The sequence below is a fragment of the Pseudomonas sp. MYb185 genome (genome assembly GCF_002979975.1).
In the GTDB taxonomy this organism is placed as follows: domain Bacteria; phylum Pseudomonadota; class Gammaproteobacteria; order Pseudomonadales; family Pseudomonadaceae; genus Halopseudomonas.
This window is the reverse complement of record NZ_PCQD01000001.1, coordinates 397991-416342: the sequence shown is the minus strand read 5'-3', so window position 1 is coordinate 416342 and position 18352 is coordinate 397991. Positions and strand designations below refer to the sequence as shown.

Here is an 18352-nt window from a genome sequence, read left to right as displayed (position 1 = left end):
CAGTGAACACAACCAACGATTTGCTTGAACGCAACAAAGAGGTGGTGCGCCACTTTCTGTGTGTTTTCTCGACCGGCAATGTGGCCGGTATTCTCGAATGCCTGGACGATGACTGTATCTGGTGGGTATCCGGTAATGTGCCCGGTATCTCGGGCAGCTATGACAAGCAACAGATGGGCGAACTGCTAAGCGGCGTCGTCAATGCGTACAAGCAGGGCGCTCTGCCGATCACCCCCGGCGGGATGACCGCCGAAGGCAAGCGGGTCGCGGTGGAAGCCGAGTCGTGCTCGGAATTGAACAATGGAAGAGTGTTCAGAAACACCTACCACTTCCTGTTCGAAGTGGACGGCAAGCGCATCACCGGCATCAAGGAATACAGTGACACATTGCATCTGTACGAAACCTTTATCGCCGAGTAGTTCACAACGACCAATACAACAAGAGGATGACATCATGGGTAGACTGACAGGCAAAGTGGCGCTGATTACCGGGGCCGCCAGGGGCATGGGCGAATCCCATGCCAGGTGTTTCATTGCCGAAGGCGCCAAGGTGGTATTGACCGATGTATCGGAACAGGCCGGGCAGGCGCTGGCCGATGAACTGGGCGGCAACGCGCTGTTCCTGAAGCACGACGTTACCTGCGCCAGATCCTGGGCCGAGGTGGTCGCCAAGGCCGAGTCCGTGCATGGGCACATCAATGTGCTGGTCAACAATGCCGGCATACTCGGTCCGGTCGCCAACACCCTGGCGCTCAGCGAGGCGGATTACCTGAAGGTTTGCAACGTCAACCAGCATTCCGTTTTTCTCGGTATGCAGGCTGTTCTGCCATCCATGCTCAAAGCCGGCATCGGTTCCATCGTGAACATCTCCTCGATTGCCGGCATGGCCGCCAACTATGGTTTCCCGAACCTGGCCTATGTGGCCAGCAAATTTGCCGTGCGCGGCATGACCAAGGCCACGGCGGTCGAATACGGCAACAGGAATATCCGCGTCAACTCGATTCACCCAGGCTTTATTCAGACTCCGATGATGGTTGAAGCAACCAATGAAAGTGGAGGTGATGCCCTCAGCTTGATTCCCTTGGGCCGTATTGCTGACCCAAAAGAGGTTTCCAATCTGGTGTTGTTCCTGGCATCTGACGAGGCATCGTACATCACCGGCAGCGAGTATCTGGTAGACGCCGGCATGCTGGCCCAATAGCGAACCAGGCTCAACCCGGCGTGCATTGGAGTGCTCTATATCATCAATGTACTGATTTTTCACGTCCTGCCATCCATTGTCAGGCACGGAGAATAACCATCATGTCTTCAAGATTTTTTTTCCGTAGATCCTTGCTGGCAGCAGGCTTAGCGGCAGTTGTTGCAGCATCGACATCTCTGGCCGAGCCCATAGCAAAGCAACCACATCAGGTACCCGGCTATTATCGAATGAACATCGGCGAACTGGAAGTTACCGCCCTGTATGATGGCTACGTTCATTTTGACCCGGCGTGGCTGAAGGGAATCAGTAAAGACAATTTGCAAAACCTGCTGAATGAAATGTTCATCAATACTGAAGAGGGAATACAAACAGCGGTAAATGGCTATCTCATCAACACCGGCAGCCATTTGATATTGGTAGATGCAGGCGCTGCAGAATGCTTCGGACCTACTATGGGCTCCCTGGCAAACAACCTCCGAGCGTCAGGTTACAAGCCGGAGCAGATCGATACTGTCCTGCTGACTCACCTGCATCCCGACCATTCCTGCGGTGTGGCCAATGCTGATGGCACCCCAGCCTTTCCCAATGCGATCATTTACGTTCCCCAGGCAGAGGCAGAATTCTGGCTGGATACAGCCATGGGGGATATCGCAGAAACCGACCAGGCTTTCTTCGATATGACCCGCACAGCCATGGCGCCCTATACCGAAGAAAAGCTTCAACGTTATCAACCGGATGATACGCTGCTCCCCGGGGTGAAAAGTGTTCCTGCCTACGGGCATACGCCCGGTCATACCGCCTACCTGTTCAGCTCAGGCACCGAGCGCCTGATGGTATGGGGGATATAGTGCATAACCATGCAGTGCAGTTTGCTCACCCTGACGTTGTAATAGAAGCTGACGTCGATACCGATCAAGCCAGAGCTTCGAGACTGCAATTGCTTTCCAAGAGCTCTGCGCAGAAATTCTGGATTGCCGGTGCGCACCTCCCATTCCCCGGCCTGGGCCATGTTCGGGTCAAGAGTGACGCCTATGCGTGGGTTCCGGCCGAGTTTTCTCCAATAGTGGACAGTCTGGAGTCAGCCGAGTAGCAACCACAGGCGGGCCCACCCGTGCCCGCCTTTTCGTCAAGACTCAAACAACGCACCCAGGGTTATTTCAAGCAACGCCTTTTGCAACACAGGCTCCTCAGAGCCCTCCAATACCAGGCCATCTTTGCTGACTGCGTAGGTCAATGCACCTAAAGCCGACATCCATAACAGTTGTGCGGTGTCCTCGGGGTTGAACTTCAACAGGCCCCGGCGGTGAAATTCATTCAGATCCTCCGCTAGCCCCCGCAATGTCTCACTTACCATACTCGGCGGATTCCCTGCCATTATCTGCTGGATAACAATGCGACACATGTTCGGTTCAGAGTGGGCAAATTCAAGAAATGTCGCCCATCCATCACGAATGCCCTTCAACGGACCTTTTTCCTCCGCACCACCATGATAAGCCTTCGCAACCTCCAGATAGGTTTCATCAATTGCCGACTTATGCAAACCTTCCAAATCGCCATAGTAATGATACAAAGTAGGTGGCGTCACACCCGCGGCCGCACAAATTGCCCGCATGGTTGCACCTTCTCGCCCTTCGCTGCTGAGTAACTGCCTTGCCGCACGCAACAGATCGCGCTTGACATCTACCTGACTGATTTCCATCCGCATCTTTTTCTTTGGTGAGTTCACTGCGGCCAATGGGAGCCCTCCCCTGCTGTTTGCCAATGTTCATAGCCAACACTGTATTTTTCATCACGCGTGTTGACTAAATTCCGAGCCATGGATATGCTCACTATATCACCGATATAGGACCCAACCCAGCATCCTGGGCAACGCAGGTCAGGCTCCCTGACGGAACCAGTAAACATAATAAAAAAGAGGTGCAAGCATGCAATACGCTAGAGCGGCAGTAATGGTGGAACAAAATCGGGTTGAAACCTGGGAAGTGCCTATTTTCGACCCACAACCCGGCGGCGCATTGGTCCGTGTCGTGCTTGGCGGTGTCTGCGGTAGCGATGTGCACATTGTTTCCGGTGAAGCAGGCGCAATGCCCTTTCCCATCATCCTTGGTCATGAGGGTGTTGGTCGGATCGAAAAGCTGGGCGAGGGTGTCAACACCGACTATGCCGGCGTTCCGGTAAAACCGGGCGACTTGGTGTATTGGGCGCCCATCGCGCTATGTCACCGCTGCCACAGTTGCACCGTGTTGGACGAGACACCCTGCGACAATTCAACTTTTTTTGAACATGCCGAGAAGCCCAACTGGGGTAGTTACGCCGATTTTGCCTGCCTGCCAAACGGCATGGCGTTCTATCGTCTGCCAGATCATGCCCAACCTGAGGCGCTGGCCGCCCTGGGTTGTGCCCTCCCTACTGTATTACGTGGCTACGACCGTTGCGGTCCTGTTGGGCTGGGCGACACTGTCGTGGTGCAAGGCGCTGGTCCAGTAGGTTTGGCAGCTGTGCTGGTCGCTGCTGCCTCGGGAGCAAAGGACGTTATTGCCATTGATTACTCCCAGACCCGCCTGGAAATGGCCCGCAGTCTGGGGGCAACCGAGACCATCTCGCTCCAGGACACTACTACAGAGGAGCGCCAGCGAATCGTCAGCGACCGCTTCGGCAAACGTGGAGCCAGTGTTGTTGTCGAAGCAGCCGGCGCGCTACCCGCCTTCCCCGAAGGAGTAGACCTGACCGGCAACCATGGTCGCTACATAGTACTCGGACTATGGGGAGCTATTGGAACTCAACCGATTTCGCCACGTGATCTCACCGTCAAGAATATTCATGTATCCGGCGCGACCTTTGCCAAACCAAAGCATTTTTTCCAGGCAATGCACTTTGCCGCCCAGATGCAGGAGCAATACCCCCTTGCAGGCCTGATCACTCAACGCTTTGCCATCAAGGATGCGAACGCAGCGCTTGAGCAGGTCAAGACTGGCAACCTGATCAAACCCGTGATCGACCCCACTTTATGAATATTGAGTTAGGAGAATAATAATGAGCACTCAAACCATGCACAACGAGAATGGCCTAGCCCCCCTACCGGCTCACGTTCCTCAGCACCTCGTGTTTGACTTTGACATGTACAACCCACCGAATCTGTCACAAGGAGCACAGAGGGCATGGGCTACCCTGCAAGGGCCAAATATTCCGGATATTGTCTGGACTCAGCGCAACGGCGGCCATTGGATAGCCACACGCGCGAAACTCATCCGCGAGGCTTATGAGAACCCACAATTTTTCTCCAGTGAGTGCCCTTTTATTCCGCGCGAAGCTGGCGAGGCCTATGATTTTATCCCAACGTCGATGGACCCACCGGAACAGCGCAAGTACCGCGCCATTCATAACAAAGTGGTGGGCTTGCCAGTAGTCGACAGCATGGAAGAACAGATTCGGGAGCTAGCCTGCTCCCTCATTGATGATCTGCAATTGAAAGGCGAATGCAACTTTACCGATGCTTATGCTGAGCCCTTCCCGATTCGCATTTTCATGCTGTTGGCAGGACTACCCGATGAAGATGTTCCGCACCTGAAATATATATGTGACCAGATGACTCGTCCTGATGGCAGCATGACGTTCGCCGAGGCACGAGACGCGCTGTATGAGTACTTGATACCGATCATCGCAGCCCGCACAGGCAAGCCAGGTACGGACGCCATCAGCATCGTCGCCAACGGCGAGGTCGATGGTCGTCCCATTACCAGTGATGAAGCCAAGAAAATTTGTGGCCTGCTGCTGCTTGCCGGGCTGGATACCGTGGTCAATTTTCTCAGTTTCATCATGGAGTTTCTGGCGAGAAGCCCTGAACATCGCCTTGATCTGACAGAAAACCCTGATCGCATTCCGTTCGCCATAGAAGAACTCCTTCGTCGATTTTCTGTCGTCGCCGATGGCCGAATTCTGACTTCGGACCATGAGTTCCATGGCGTCCAGATGAAGAAGGGCGATCTAATTCTCCTGCCACAACTGTTGTCCGGTCTGGATGAGCGAGAAAACGCCTGCCCGATGCACGTGGACTTCAACCGTGAGAAGGTTTCCCACACCACCTTTGGCCATGGCAGCCACCTGTGCGTGGGCCAACATCTGGCGCGGCGTGAGATTATCATCACCCTGCAGGAATGGCTTGCACGCATCCCCGACTTTTCTATCAAGCCCGGCGCCGAAGTTCAGCATCAGGGTGGCATAGTCAGCGGCGTAAAATCCCTGCCTCTGGTTTGGGACACTGCCTCGACCAAAGCGCTTTAGCCGCGGGAGGCCGCATTGTGAAAGCACACGAAAAGGTAGTCATCATAGGAACCGGGCAAGCAGGAGTCGAAGTTGCCTTCGGCCTACGGGCCAATGGCTGGCAAGGCGAGATCACTCTGATAGGTGAAAGCGCTGATATTCCACACCACCTGCCCCCCCTATCCAAAGCTTATCTGGCTGGTGCAGCAACTGCCGAAAGCCTGTACCTAAGAACACCAGAAGCTTACCAGGCACAGAATATCCACTTGCTGAGCGGCATCAGAGTCGATGCCATTAACCGCGAAGCTGCTCAGGTACAGCTCGCCGACGGACAAACACTGAACTATGACCGATTGGTGCTGGCAACCGGCGGCCGTCCACGCACGATGCCGGCTGACTGCGCCCCCTTGGCGGAGGCGGACAATTTTTGCTATCTGCGCACGCTATCGGACGCGGAACGTATTCGTCTCCAGTTGGTGCCTGGCAACCGGATGGTGGTGATAGGAAGCGGCTACATCGGCCTGGAAGTTGCCGCCTCCGCAATTAAAAAAGGTATGCAGGTCACTCTTCTGACGATCGCAGACAGGGTACTGGATCGCGTAACCGCGCCACTGGTGTCGTCTTTCTATGAACGCCTGCACCGCGCAGCAGGAGTGGATATCCAGGTCAACACCCAGATTGCCGGCTTTGAGATGTCTGCGGATAAGCAGCACGTGCGAGCCGTAGTCTGCACCGACGGTAGACGATTCGATACCGATCTGGTGGTCGCCGGCATCGGGTTGGTTCCAAATTGCGAGCTGGCCAGCGCAGCCGGGCTGCAGGTCGATGATGGAATCATCGTCAACGAACTGATGCAAACATCAGATCCAGCGATCATGGCACTCGGCGACTGCGCCCGCTTTCGCAGCAGCATCTATAACCGCTGGGTTCGTATCGAGTCCGTGCCCAATGCCTTGGAGCAGGCAAGAAAAATTGCCGCGATCCTGTGTGGAAAAGCCTGTCGCAGCGAAGCTGCCCCCTGGTTCTGGTCTGATCAATATGACATAGGATTGAAGATGGTTGGCCTCTCCGATGGTTACGAGCGGATCGTAATTCGCGGCAGTATGGAGCAACCGGATTTCAGCGTCTTCTATCTCAGAAGCAATCGGGCATTAGCTGTAGATACAGTGAACCGTCCAGTGGAGTTCAATCTATCGAAACAGATTGTCACCGATCAACTCCTGATTGATCCAGCTCTATTGGCCGATGAGAGCGTACCGTTGAAAGAGATCATAGCCGCAGCAAGAGCTGAGCCGAATTACGCCTGAATATAACCCGCAATTCTACAGTCAGAAGACTGGTGTTTTTACCCCAATGGGTACAAGGATAAGAACAATGTCTAAAGTCGTATACATATCACATGATGGAACCCGGCATGAACTGGATGTGTCGGATGGAGTCAGTCTGATGCAGGCCGCAGTGTCCAACGGCATCTATGACATCGTGGGTGACTGTGGGGGTAGCGCCAGTTGCGCAACCTGCCACGTTTATGTGGACGAAGCGTTTTGTGACAAGCTTCCTGCACCCACAGAGCGCGAAGCCGGTATGCTGGAATGCGCGGCAGCTGAAGTAAAACCCAACAGCAGACTATGCTGCCAGATTGTCATGTCCCCAGTACTCGATGGCCTCGTGGTAGAAATACCTGATCGGCAGTGGTGATTCTCAGCAATCACACGTCCTACAACCGGATCAGGTAAAACCAAAAGGCCTGGGTTCTGTGCAATACAGAACCCAAGCCTCGAGCCCAACCTGAACTGACCATCCAAGATGATAGACGTCAGTTCAAGCAGAGCGCTTTTTCCCTCGCCACAATCAATTCAACTCAGAAAATCTGACGCTTGATGATGGTCTCGTTACGGTCCGGGCCAGTCGAGATCATGTCGATCGGCGCTCCGACCAATTCCTCGATACGCGCGATGTAGGCTTGCGCATTAGCTGGCAGGTCAGCCAGCAACTGCACACCCAGAGTGGATTCGCTCCAGCCGGGAACCTCCTCGTACACCGGCTCCAGACCGAGATAGCTGTCGGCATCCGTGGGTGCTTCGAGTACTGCGCCGTCTGCGTCACGATAGCCAACGCAGATCTGAATCGCATCCAGCCCGTCGAGTACATCCAGCTTGGTCAGGCAGATGCCGCTGATGCTGTTGATCTCGATGGCACGACGCAGGATGACCGCATCGAACCAGCCGCAGCGACGGGCACGCCCGGTGGTGGAGCCGAACTCGTGACCCCGTTCGGCCAGACGCTCGCCGATATCGTCGAACAGTTCGGTGGGGAATGGACCGGAGCCGACACGGGTGGTGTAGGCCTTGGTGATGCCCAGCACGTAATCCAGGTACAGCGGACCGAAACCGGAACCGGTGGCGGTGCCGCCGGCGGTGGTGTTGGAGCTGGTGACGTAGGGGTAGGTGCCATGGTCGATGTCCAGCAGCGAACCCTGGGCGCCCTCGAACATGATGTTGGCGCCTTCGCGGCGCAGCTCGTGCAGACGCGCGGTGACATCGGTAACCAGCGGGGCCAGCCACTCGGCGAATTCCATCGCCTCTTCCAGGGTCTTCTGGAAGTCGATCGGGTCGACCTTGTAGTAGTTCTGCAGTACGAAGTTGTGGTAATCCAGCACCTCGCCCAGCTTGGCGGCAAAGCGCTCGCGGTGGAACAGGTCGGCGACGCGCAGGCCACGGCGCGATACCTTGTCTTCATAGGCCGGGCCGATACCACGACCGGTGGTGCCGATCTTGGCTTCGCCGCGGGCCTTCTCCCGTGCCTGGTCCAGGGCTACGTGGTAAGGCAGGATCAGCGGGCAAGCCGGGCTGATGCGCAGGCGCTCACGCACCGGCACGCCCTTGGCTTCCAGGCCGGTCACTTCCTTGACCAGCGCCTCGGGGGACAGCACCACACCGTTGCCGATGTAGCACACCACATTGTCGCGCAGGATTCCGGAGGGAATCAGGTGCAGGACGGTTTTCTCGCCGTCGATGACCAGGGTGTGACCAGCGTTGTGCCCGCCCTGATAGCGCACCACGGCCGATACCTGATCGGTCAGCAGATCGACGATCTTGCCCTTGCCCTCATCACCCCATTGGGTGCCCAGGATGACAACATTCTTACCCATGTTCAGCTCTTGCCTCACTCGTTATGGACTGGCCCAGCAGGCCACGGAATCAAACTTGCAGTTCTGTAACCTGCCAGCAATCGTTTTCAAAGCGCAGGATGCGATCACACCCCAGGCTCGCCGCATCGGTATCCAACTGGCCGGGTAATGCCACTATCACCCGCTCGCCAGCGCTGCGCAGTTGCATGACCTTGTCCTGCAGGCCCGGCTGGCTGGCATGTGGTGCCCAGATGCCATGGCTGCGGCTGTCGGCCTCGATCTGTCCGCAGGAAACCAGCAGCCGCAGATCGGTGGAGAAACCGGTAGCCGGGCGCGCCCGGCCGAAGTCCCGACCGATCTCGTCGTAGCGGCCACCCTGGGCAATGCTCTGACCGGTCCCGGGAATGAAGGCAGCGAAGGTCACCCCGGTGTGGTAGTGATAGCCACGCAGCTCGGCCAGATCGAAATACAGCGGCACCGACGGGTAACGCTGCGTGATGGTCTGGGCGATTTCCGCCAGTTCATCCAGCGCTACCGTAATCTGCTCCGGGGCACCTTCGAGCAGCGCATGGGCGCGCTCCAGTACATCGATGTCACCGGACAGGTCCACCAGTCCGCACAGCATCGCCGCCAGCGACGGCTGCTCGATGCGGGAGGTCAGTTCCCGTACTTCATCCGCCGCCTTGCGCTGCAGGGCATCGAACAGTGCCCGCTCGGTGGCACCATCCAGCTCGGCGGCCTGCACCAGGCCGCGGTAGATGCCCACATGGCCCAGGTCCAGATGCACGTTTTCCACCCGGCTGGCGGCCAGCGTTTCCAGCATCAGCGAGATGACTTCGATGTCACTGGCGCTGGAGGCATCGCCGTACAACTCGGCGCCCAACTGGATCAGGCTGCGCGAGGTGGACAACGGCCGCGGCAGGGTGTGTAGCACGCTACCGCAATAGCATAGACGACTGGGGCCGTCGGCACCCAGCGTATGGGCATCGATCCGCGCCACCTGCGGGGTGATGTCGGCACGCAGGCCGAGCATGCGACCGGACATCTGGTCGGTCATCTTGAAGGTCTGCAGATCCATATCGTGACCGGAGCCGGTCAGCAGGGATTCGAGGTACTCGATATGCGGCGTAATGACCAGGTCATAACCCCAGCGGGAGAACAGATCCAGCAGTTGCCGGCGGGCTGCTTCGGTACGCGCCGCCTCCTCAGGCAGCACTTCTTCGATCCCGTCAGGCAACAGCCAACGATCAACAGTAGGCATTTTCAAAACCTTTATTACGTAAGGGCTAGCGGATCAGGTACAGGCAGGCGGTACCCGTCAGCATGCAAAGCAAGCCGGCAATGCGCAGTTGGCGATCGCTGATGCGGCTCGCCGCGGCCAGCATGCGCTTCCACGCAGCGGGAGCCAGAAACGGCATCAGGCCCTCCAGAACGAGCACCAGACAAAGCGCCGTAGCCAGACTGTGCCACATCGGCCCATACCTCTTCCCGATACCGCCGGTCACAAAAAAGCCGGGATGACCCGGCTGCGCGATTGTAGCATGTTTTCCACCGACCACACCCGCCAAAGGGACGAGTGTGGTCAGTTCCACATCAGGGCTGCTGCGCGCCCCTCAAAAACTTGAAGAACTCGCTGTCTGGATCGAGCACCAGCACGTCGGACTTGCTGGAGAAGCTCTCACGGTAGGCCTGCAGGCTGCGGTAGAAGGAATAGAACTCCGGATCCTTGTTGTAGGCTGCAGCATAGATCGCCGCTGCCTCGGCATCACCCTGACCGCGGACTTCCTCGGCCTCGCGGAAGGCTTCAGCCAGGATCACCCGCTGCTGGCGGTCGGCATCGGCGCGAATACCTTCGCCCAACTCGCGACCCTTGGCGCGGTGCTCGCGCGCTTCCCGCTCACGCTCGGTGCTCATCCGCTCGAATACGCTGCGGTTGACCTCGCGTGGCAGATCCATGCCCTTGACCCGTACATCGAGCACTTCGATACCCAGTTCACGCCGCGCGCTGGCATTCAGCTCAGCGGTGATGTCGGCCATCAGTTGGTCGCGCTCACCGGCCACAACCTCGTGCAGGGTACGGCGTGCCACTTCGTTACGCAGACCGGACTCGAGCTGCCGTGACAGACGCTCCTCGGCGATCGAGCGCAGACCGGACGTCGCGGTGTAGTAGCGCTGCACGTTGGCGATGCGCCACTTGGCGAAGGAATCCACCATCAGCGCCTTCTTCTCCAGGGTCAGGTAGCGCTGGGTCGCGGTATCCAGGGTCAGCAGACGGCCGTCGAACAGCTTGGCCTCCTGCACGAAGGGCAGCTTGAAGTGCAGGCCCGGAGGCACATCGTCACGCACCACCTTACCGAACTGCAGCACCAGACCGCGCTGGGTCTGCTCGACGATAAAGAAACTGCTCCAGCCGACCACAATCACCACCAGGGCGATGATGAGTCCAAAAATCGACTTGTTAGTCATCAGCGGTTCTCCCTTGAACGCAGATCGCGCTGCTGCAGTTGGGCGGGCAGACGCGTATTGGCGTCAGCACCGGTAGAGGAAGGCACGACAACGGACGACGAGGAAGACGAACCGCCGCCACCCTGCTGCATCAGCTTGTCGATCGGCAGGTACAGCAGATTGCTGTTGCCTTCGCCGCCGGACACCATGATCTTGCTGGTGTTGCTCAACACTTCCTGCATGGTCTCGATGAACATCCGCTCACGCATTACTTCCGGCGCCTGTTGATACTGGGCGACCAGCAGGTTGAAGCGTTCGGCCTCACCCTCGGCGCGGGCGACCATGGCCTGGCGGTAACCGTTGGCTTCTTCCAGCAGACGCTGGGCCTGACCACGGGCTTCCGGGATCACGCCATTGGCATAGGATTCGGCCTGGTTGCGCTCACGCACCTCGTCTTCACGGGCACGGATCACGTCATCGAACGCATCCTGCACCTCGGCCGGGGCCTGGGCACTCTCGATGTTCACCTGTACCACGGTGATGCCGGTCTGATAGGCATCCAGATAGCGCTGCAGGCGCTCGGTGGTCTCGACACCCATCTGCTCACGCCCTTCGGTCAGCACCTGGTGCATCGGTGTGGAACCAACCACGTGACGCAGTGCACTCTCGGTGGCATGACGCAGACTGGTTTCCGGGTCCTCGACCTTCAGTACGAAGGATTCCAGGTTGGAAATCCGGTATTGCACCGCCAGCGGCACCTCGACGATGTTCTCGTCCTCGGTGAGCATCTGGCCCTGTTGGCGATAGGAACGCACCTGGGTCACGTTGCGCTGGAACTTCTTCTCGACCGGCGGGAAGTACACATGCAGGCCGGACTCGACGGTACGGTTGTATTCACCGAAGCGCAGCACGACTGCCTGCTCCTGCTCGTCGACCATGTACACGGCGTTGAACAGCCAGAATACGAAGACCAGCAAGGCGCCGATGGCCCATACGCCCTTGGGAATACCCTGGCCACCGCCGAGGCGACGGCCTGTACCGCCACCATCACCACCGCCACGCTTCTTGTTGCCGAAGATGCCGTTCAGGCTGTCCTGCAGTTTGCGTAGCGCTTCGTCCAGATCGGGCGGACCTTGCTTGCCGCCGCGATTGCCACCGCCACGGTTGCCGCCACTCCCCCAGGGGTCCTGGTTGTTCGAGTTGTTACCACCACCAGGCTCATTCCACGCCATAGCGTTCTCCGTTGTCCAAACCTATGAAACTGCTTTTGCCGACACCGGTTGGCCGGCACAGTCATTTGCGCAATCCTACAGCAAATGCCGGCTGGTTCGCGAACCGCAGTCGGCATGCATTATTGCAAAGTGTGTTGTTCGAGAAATGCATCCGGCTGCCAGCCTTCGCGCTTGAGCAGGCGATTGAAGTCGCTGCGGGGCAGCCGCAGGTCCAGTTCCTGCCTGCCGTCGCCGGCAATACGCTCACCGGTCACTGCGCCGGCGGCATAGAATTGCGCTCGCAGGCGCGCCTCGGCGTGCTCCAGAACGATGCTTTCCTGCACGATATCCTCGCTCAGGCGCTCGACAATCGCCTGCGCCAGCAAATCCAGCCCGCGTCCATCCCGTGCCGACAGCCAGACACGCACCGCGACCCCATTGCCGTCACGTTGTATCTGCGGCTCGAAGTTGTCCAGCAGGTCGATCTTGTTGTAGACCTCCAGCATCGGCAGCTCGCTGGCGCCGATCTCATCGAGTACCAGATTGACCTGCTCGATATTGGACGGCCGCTCCTCATCCGCCGAGTCGATCACATGCAGCAGCAGGTCGGCCTGGCTGGATTCCTCCAGGGTGGCGCGAAACGCCTCCACCAGCTTGTGCGGCAGATGACGGATGAAACCCACGGTATCGGCCAGCACCACCGCTCCGATGTCTGCCAGCTCGACCCGGCGCAAGGTCGGGTCAAGGGTAGCGAACAACTGGTCGGCGGCATACACCGAGGACTCGGTGAGCTGATTGAACAGGGTGGATTTGCCGGCGTTGGTATAACCGACCAGGGACACCACCGGAATCTCGGCCCGGCGCCGTGCACGTCGCGCCTGGTCACGCTGGCTGCGCACCTTTTCCAGGCGCTTGCTGATCTGCTTGATGCGTACCCGCAGCAGGCGACGGTCGGTTTCCAGCTGGGTTTCACCCGGACCGCGCAGGCCGATACCACCCTTCTGCCGCTCAAGGTGGGTCCAGCCGCGGACCAGCCGGGTACTCAGGTGATCGAGCTGAGCCAGCTCGACCTGCAGCTTGCCCTCGTGGGTACGGGCACGCTGGGCGAAGATGTCCAGGATCAGACCGGTACGGTCGATCACCCGGCACTCGAGCTCACGCTCGAGGTTGCGTTCCTGGCTGGGCGTCAATACGTGGTTGAAGATCACCAGGTCGCCTTCACCGGCCTTGACCAGGCTGCGCAGCTCTTCCACCTTGCCGCTGCCGATGAGAAAACGCGGACTGGGCTGGTAACGACTGATCGTCAGGAAATCGACAATCTCCGCCCCGGCCGAACGCACCAGTTCCAGAAACTCATGAGGGTCTTCACGGTTCTGCTCATCCTGGCCTTCCAGGTGAACGAGTACTGCACGTTCACCCCCCTCATGGCGTTCAAAAAACAATCAGGCCTCCCGCGCGATCAAGGATTGCCGGCCTCGGCTTCATCGCCCGCACCCTGCACCGGCAGGCGTACCGGACGACCGGGAACCACGGTGGAGATGGCGTGCTTGTATACCATCTGGCTGACGGTGTTCTTCAGCAGAATGACGAACTGATCGAAAGATTCGATCTGGCCCTGCAGCTTGATGCCGTTGACCAGGTAGATGGATACCGGAACACGTTCCTTGCGCAGAACGTTCAGGTAAGGGTCTTGTAGTGAATGCCCTTTTGACATTGCCTCACTCCTTATGGAAACCATTATGGGAACCGCTAAATAAGATTGAAATACATTATCCGGCCAGTCCATCGGGACGGACAGCCAGAATCCGGATGACTGCTTGGCACTTGTCGACGGAAGTACGACGAGAAGACTATATTGCGACTGATCCGAGGTGTTTCAAGAGCTTGTCGGATCTTTTCGGATCCAGGCTGTCGAACCATTCGATTTCCTCATGCCAACCGCGCAGCCAGGTAAACTGCCGCTTCGCCAACTGCCGGGTGGCAATCACACCTCGTTCGACCATCTCATCCAGAGAGAGTTTCCCCTCGAGATAATCCCAGGCCTGCCGGTATCCCACTGCACGTACCGACGGCATGGACACATCCAGATCGCCCCGCGCATGCAGGGCTTCCACTTCGGCAATGAAACCCTGCTCGATCATCTGTGAAAAACGCAGGGTAATACGTTCATGGAGGATATGTCGCTCACGGGGAGCCACAGCCACATAGCGCGTAGTATAGGACATATTTGCCCCGCCAGTCGCGCTGCTTTGAGCAATTTCCAGCGCCTGACGGGCATGCCAGTCGGTCAACGTCACGCCACTGAGCAGAAACACCTCGTAGGCGCGCTGAATGCGCTGCGGGTCGTTGGGGTGAATACGGGCCGCCGACGGCGGATCGACCCTGGCCAGCTCGGCGTGCACCGCCTCCCAGCCCTGGGCGGCGGCCATGGCTTCAATCCGCTGACGCACCACCGGATCGGCCGCCGGCATCTGTGCCAGTCCGCCGGCCAGCGCCTTGTAGTACAGCATGGTGCCGCCGACCAGCAGCGGGATGCGACCCCGAGCGATGATATCGGCGATCAGGCGCTGGGCATCGCTGCGAAAACGCGCCGCCGAATAGGCCTCGGCCGGATCGAGGATATCCACCAGATGGTGCGGATAGCGGGCCAGGGTATCGGCGTCGGGCTTGGCGGTACCGATATCCATGCCCCGGTATACCAATGCCGAATCCACGCTGATCAACTCGCAGGGCAGTCGCTCGGCCAGATGCAGCGCCATGTCGGTCTTGCCCGCGGCGGTCGGCCCCATCAGGCAGATCACCGTCGGTGTGCTGGAAGCCGCCATCAGCGCCCCCGCAGGAACAGCTTGTCCAGCTCGCCCATGCTCATGCGCGTCCAGGTCGGACGGCCATGGTTGCACTGGCCGCTGCGCTCGGTCTGCTCCATGTCGCGCAGCAGCGCGTTCATTTCCGCCAGGGTCAGGCGCCGGTTGGCACGTACCGAGCCATGGCAGGCCATGGTCGCCAGCAGTTCGTTGCGGTGCGCGTCGATACGGTCGCTGGTGCCGTACTCCATCAGGTCAGCCAGCACGTCCTGCACCAGTTGCGCCGCATCCGCCTGGCGCAACAGCGCGGGGATTTCGCGGATGGCCAGGGTTTCCGGGCCCATGCGCTGCAGGGCGAAGCCCAGCCGGGCAAACCACTCGGCGTGCTCCTCGGCACAGTCTGCCTGGCGCTGACTGACCGCCATCGACTCGGGTACCAGCAGCGGCTGGCTGCGCAACCCTTCCAGCGCCATCGCCTGTTTCAGCCGTTCGTAGGTGATGCGTTCATGCGCCGCATGCATATCGACCACCACCAGGCCTTCGGCGTTTTCCGCCAGGATGAATACCCCGTGCAATTGCGCCAAGGCATAGCCCAGCGGCGGAATCTCGCCGGCCTCGGCCTGCGCCGGCAACGACGGCTGGCTGACTGGCTCGCCGTACAGTCCGGCGTAGGCCTGACTGGCTCCCGCCAGTTGCTGTGGCGAAGGACGCGGGTTGGCAGTGGGTGTCGACCAGCTCGCCGCCGGTTCCTGCAGCGGCATATGCGTCTGCCCGGAGAATACCCCGGCACTGAGGCCGCTCGCCGTTGGCATGGCGGCCGGTTGCAGTACCTCGCCGCCGTCCGGCTGCTCCGTGGTCGGGGCCGCCCCGTCCGGACGTTGCTCGGCCAGGGCGCGATACAGGGTGCTGAACAGAAAATCGTGCACCATGCGGCCATCGCGAAAGCGCACTTCATGCTTGGTCGGGTGCACGTTGACGTCCACCACCGCCGGGTCCACTTCAAGGAACAGCACGAAGGTCGGATGACGGCCATTGAACAGCACATCGCGGTAGGCCTGGCGCACCGCATGGGCCACCAGCTTGTCGCGGATCATCCGCCCGTTGACGCAGAAGTACTGCAGGTCCGCCTGGCTGCGCGAGAAGGTCGGCAGACCGACCCAGCCCCACAGGCGCAGCCCGCCACGCTCCTGGTCGATGGTCACCGATTGCTCGACAAACGCCGGGCCACAGATGCTCGCCACCCGCCGCTGGGCCTCCTGCTCGGTATGCGCCGGGCGCAGGCTGAGTACCGAGCGGCCGTTATGGCGCAGATTGAAGGCCACGTCGAAGCGCGACAGCGCCAGGCGCTTGACCACCTCTTCCAGATGGCTGAACTCGGTCTTTTCGGTGCGCAGGAACTTGCGCCGCGCCGGGGTATTGAAGAACAGGTCGCGCACTTCCACCGTGGTGCCCTGTGGATGCGCCGCTGGCTGTACCCGCGGGTTCATGTCGCGACCTTCGGTTTCCACCTGCCAGGCCTGATCCGCACCCTCGGCGCAGGAGGTCAGCAACAGGCGCGATACCGAGCTGACCGAGGCCAGCGCCTCGCCACGAAAGCCCAGGGTGGCGACCCGCTCCAGGTCATCCAGATCGGCGATCTTGCTGGTGGCGTGGCGCGACAGCGCCAGCGGCAGGTCGCCTTCGATGATACCGCGGCCGTCATCGCGCACCCGCAGCAACTTCACCCCGCCCTGCTCGACGTCGATGTCGATGCGCGTGGCACCGGCATCCAGGCTGTTTTCCAGCAACTCCTTGATTACCGAGGCGGGACGCTCGACAACCTCGCCGGCCGCGATCTGGTTAGCCAGTCGCGGATTCAACAATCGTATTCGGGACATGACGGCTTCTATGACTGCTTATGGGTCGTTCTTGACCAACATACTGCCGGCCGGCACCTTGAGTACCTGACCGACGCGGATCTGATCGCTGCGCAGGCTGTTGGCCTGGCGCAGGCTGGCCAGACTGACGTCGTAGCGGGTAGCGATCATCGACAGGGTATCACCCCGGCTCACGGTATGCTCGCGCGGCCCCTGCGCCAACTGGCCGTTGCTCCTGAGCGCGGCGATGCGGGTGCCAGGCGGCGGATTGCGGTGGAAGTAGGCTTTGATGCCACTGTGCATGGCCCGCGCCAGTGCCTGCTGGTGACTGCGCGTGACCAGCTTCTGCGCCTCGCCCGGATTGGAGATGAACCCGGTCTCGACCAGAATCGATGGAATATCCGGCGACTTGAGCACCATGAAGCCGGCCTGCTCCACCCTGCGCTTGTGCAGCGGGGTGATCCTGCCGATCGAACTCAGCACCTGCTGGCCCACGTCCAGGCTGGCCGACAGCGTAGCGGTCATCGACAGGTCCAGCAGCACGCTGGCCAGCACCTGGTCCTTGTTGTCCAGGCTGACCCCACCGACGCCACCGATCAGGTCGGAGCGGTTTTCCCGATCCGCCAGCAGGCGCGCGGTTTCCGAGGTGGCTCCCCGGTCCGAGAGGGCGAACACCGAGGCGCCGAAGGCACTGGGGCGCGTGAAGGCATCGGCGTGAATGGAGACGAACAGGTCAGCGTTATGCTTGCGGGCGATTTCGGTACGCTTGCGCAGGGGGATGAAGTAATCACCGGTGCGTACCAGCTCCGCCTTGAACCCCGGCTCGGCGTCGATCATGCCCTTCAACTCACGGGCGATGGCCAGCACCACGTGCTTTTCCAGGGTCTTGTTGGGACCGATGGCCCCCGGGTCCTCTCCACCATGCCCGGCATCCAGGGCCACGATGATGTCGCGCTGCCCCGCCTCGGCAACCGAACGGGTCGGGGTCTGCGGCAATGGCGAGGCGCTGGGTTCGGCGGTGGCCGGCAAGGATGACTGCGGCTCATGATCGTACAGATCGACTACCAGACGATGGCCGTACTGCTGGTTTGGCGGCAGCGAGAAGCTCTTGGGCTTGACCTCGCGCGACAGATCCAGCACCACGCGCAGGTCGGAACCATCCCGGGCCGCGGAGCGCACTCCGGTCAACGGCGTGTCCTGCAATGCCAGACCGCTGGTGGAAGCCGAGAAGCTGGCACCGGAAATATCGATCACCAGACGCTCGGGATTGGACAGGGTGAACAGCTTGTGGTCGGCCGGGCCGGTCAGGTCGAATACCAGTCGGGTATTGTCCGGGGCACGCCACAGACGCACGTTGTTGATCTCCGCCGCCTGCAGCACAGTGCAGAACAGCATACTGGTGACCGCCAGCAGCAGCGCGGCAGCCTGCATCATTATTGTTCTGAT

Annotated in this window: 18 protein-coding genes; 7 read left to right on the top strand and 11 right to left on the bottom strand. The window is 59.7% G+C overall.

Annotated features, from left to right (window positions below):
* The first annotated feature begins 2 nt into the window (after window positions 1-2).
* From CQ007_RS01920 to CQ007_RS01910, 3 genes are all read left to right on the top strand, one after another.
* Entirely contained in the window at window positions 3-419 is a 417-nt protein-coding gene (locus CQ007_RS01920) for a nuclear transport factor 2 family protein (RefSeq protein ID WP_218278807.1), read from the top strand.
* Between the two features lie 34 nt (window positions 420-453).
* Window positions 454-1200 (top strand): SDR family NAD(P)-dependent oxidoreductase, encoded by a 747-nt coding sequence (locus CQ007_RS01915; protein ID WP_105643212.1) that lies wholly within the window; start codon window positions 454-456, stop codon window positions 1198-1200.
* A 101-nt stretch (window positions 1201-1301) separates the two neighbouring features.
* A complete protein-coding gene (locus tag CQ007_RS01910) occupies window positions 1302-2048 on the top strand; it encodes an MBL fold metallo-hydrolase (protein ID WP_256582160.1) in 747 nt (248 codons plus the stop codon).
* A 278-nt stretch (window positions 2049-2326) separates the two neighbouring features.
* Here the strand turns inward: CQ007_RS01910 and CQ007_RS01905 are convergent, their stop codons facing one another.
* Window positions 2327-2926, bottom strand: a complete 600-nt coding sequence (locus CQ007_RS01905; RefSeq protein ID WP_256582179.1) for a TetR/AcrR family transcriptional regulator — start codon at window positions 2924-2926, stop codon at window positions 2327-2329.
* A 199-nt stretch (window positions 2927-3125) separates the two neighbouring features.
* On the opposite strand from CQ007_RS01905, the gene camD reads away from it, so the two are divergent.
* The 4 genes from camD (at window position 3126) to CQ007_RS01885 (ending at window position 7158) form a co-directional block, all read left to right on the top strand.
* Window positions 3126-4211: a 5-exo-hydroxycamphor dehydrogenase gene (gene camD / locus CQ007_RS01900; RefSeq protein ID WP_105643210.1), complete on the top strand. Its 1086-nt coding sequence runs from the start codon at window positions 3126-3128 to the stop codon at window positions 4209-4211.
* A 22-nt stretch (window positions 4212-4233) separates the two neighbouring features.
* Entirely contained in the window at window positions 4234-5481 is a 1248-nt protein-coding gene (locus tag CQ007_RS19045; protein ID WP_105643209.1) for a cytochrome P450, read from the top strand.
* A gap of 17 nt (window positions 5482-5498) precedes the next feature.
* Window positions 5499-6767 carry an NAD(P)/FAD-dependent oxidoreductase gene (locus CQ007_RS01890; RefSeq protein ID WP_218278806.1) on the top strand — a complete coding sequence of 423 codons (1269 nt, stop codon included), beginning with the start codon at window positions 5499-5501 and terminating at the stop codon, window positions 6765-6767.
* A gap of 67 nt (window positions 6768-6834) precedes the next feature.
* Window positions 6835-7158, top strand: a complete 324-nt coding sequence (locus CQ007_RS01885; protein ID WP_105643207.1) for a 2Fe-2S iron-sulfur cluster-binding protein — start codon at window positions 6835-6837, stop codon at window positions 7156-7158.
* A gap of 163 nt (window positions 7159-7321) precedes the next feature.
* Here the strand turns inward: CQ007_RS01885 and CQ007_RS01880 are convergent, their stop codons facing one another.
* The 10 genes from CQ007_RS01880 to CQ007_RS01835 form a co-directional block, all read right to left on the bottom strand.
* Window positions 7322-8611, bottom strand: a complete 1290-nt coding sequence (locus CQ007_RS01880; RefSeq protein ID WP_105643206.1) for an adenylosuccinate synthase — start codon at window positions 8609-8611, stop codon at window positions 7322-7324.
* A gap of 49 nt (window positions 8612-8660) precedes the next feature.
* Entirely contained in the window at window positions 8661-9851 is a 1191-nt protein-coding gene (locus CQ007_RS01875; protein ID WP_105643205.1) for an ATP phosphoribosyltransferase regulatory subunit, read from the bottom strand.
* 25 nt (window positions 9852-9876) lie between these two features.
* On the bottom strand, window positions 9877-10182 hold the full coding sequence (locus tag CQ007_RS19280; RefSeq protein WP_305888507.1) for a DUF2065 domain-containing protein: 306 nt from the start codon (window positions 10180-10182) through the stop codon (window positions 9877-9879).
* A gap of 1 nt (window position 10183) precedes the next feature.
* Window positions 10184-11056, bottom strand: a complete 873-nt coding sequence (gene hflC / locus CQ007_RS01865; protein ID WP_105643204.1) for a protease modulator HflC — start codon at window positions 11054-11056, stop codon at window positions 10184-10186.
* A complete protein-coding gene (gene hflK, locus CQ007_RS01860; protein WP_105643203.1) occupies window positions 11056-12267 on the bottom strand; it encodes an FtsH protease activity modulator HflK in 1212 nt (403 codons plus the stop codon). The genes hflC and hflK overlap by 1 nt, the downstream gene beginning before the upstream one ends.
* 119 nt (window positions 12268-12386) lie before the next feature.
* Complete coding sequence (gene hflX / locus CQ007_RS01855; protein ID WP_105643202.1) at window positions 12387-13688, bottom strand: ribosome rescue GTPase HflX; 1302 nt, start codon at window positions 13686-13688, stop codon at window positions 12387-12389.
* 17 nt (window positions 13689-13705) lie between these two features.
* Window positions 13706-13960 carry an RNA chaperone Hfq gene (gene hfq / locus CQ007_RS01850; RefSeq protein WP_105643201.1) on the bottom strand — a complete coding sequence of 85 codons (255 nt, stop codon included), beginning with the start codon at window positions 13958-13960 and terminating at the stop codon, window positions 13706-13708.
* A 136-nt stretch (window positions 13961-14096) separates the two neighbouring features.
* Window positions 14097-15071, bottom strand: coding sequence for a tRNA (adenosine(37)-N6)-dimethylallyltransferase MiaA (gene miaA, locus CQ007_RS01845; RefSeq protein ID WP_105643200.1), 975 nt, complete (start codon window positions 15069-15071; stop codon window positions 14097-14099).
* Entirely contained in the window at window positions 15071-16927 is a 1857-nt protein-coding gene (mutL, locus tag CQ007_RS01840) for a DNA mismatch repair endonuclease MutL (protein WP_105643199.1), read from the bottom strand. Before mutL ends, miaA begins: the two co-directional genes overlap by 1 nt.
* 18 nt (window positions 16928-16945) lie before the next feature.
* Window positions 16946-18337 carry an N-acetylmuramoyl-L-alanine amidase gene (locus tag CQ007_RS01835; RefSeq protein ID WP_177424252.1) on the bottom strand — a complete coding sequence of 464 codons (1392 nt, stop codon included), beginning with the start codon at window positions 18335-18337 and terminating at the stop codon, window positions 16946-16948.
* Window positions 18338-18352: the final 15 nt, after the last annotated feature.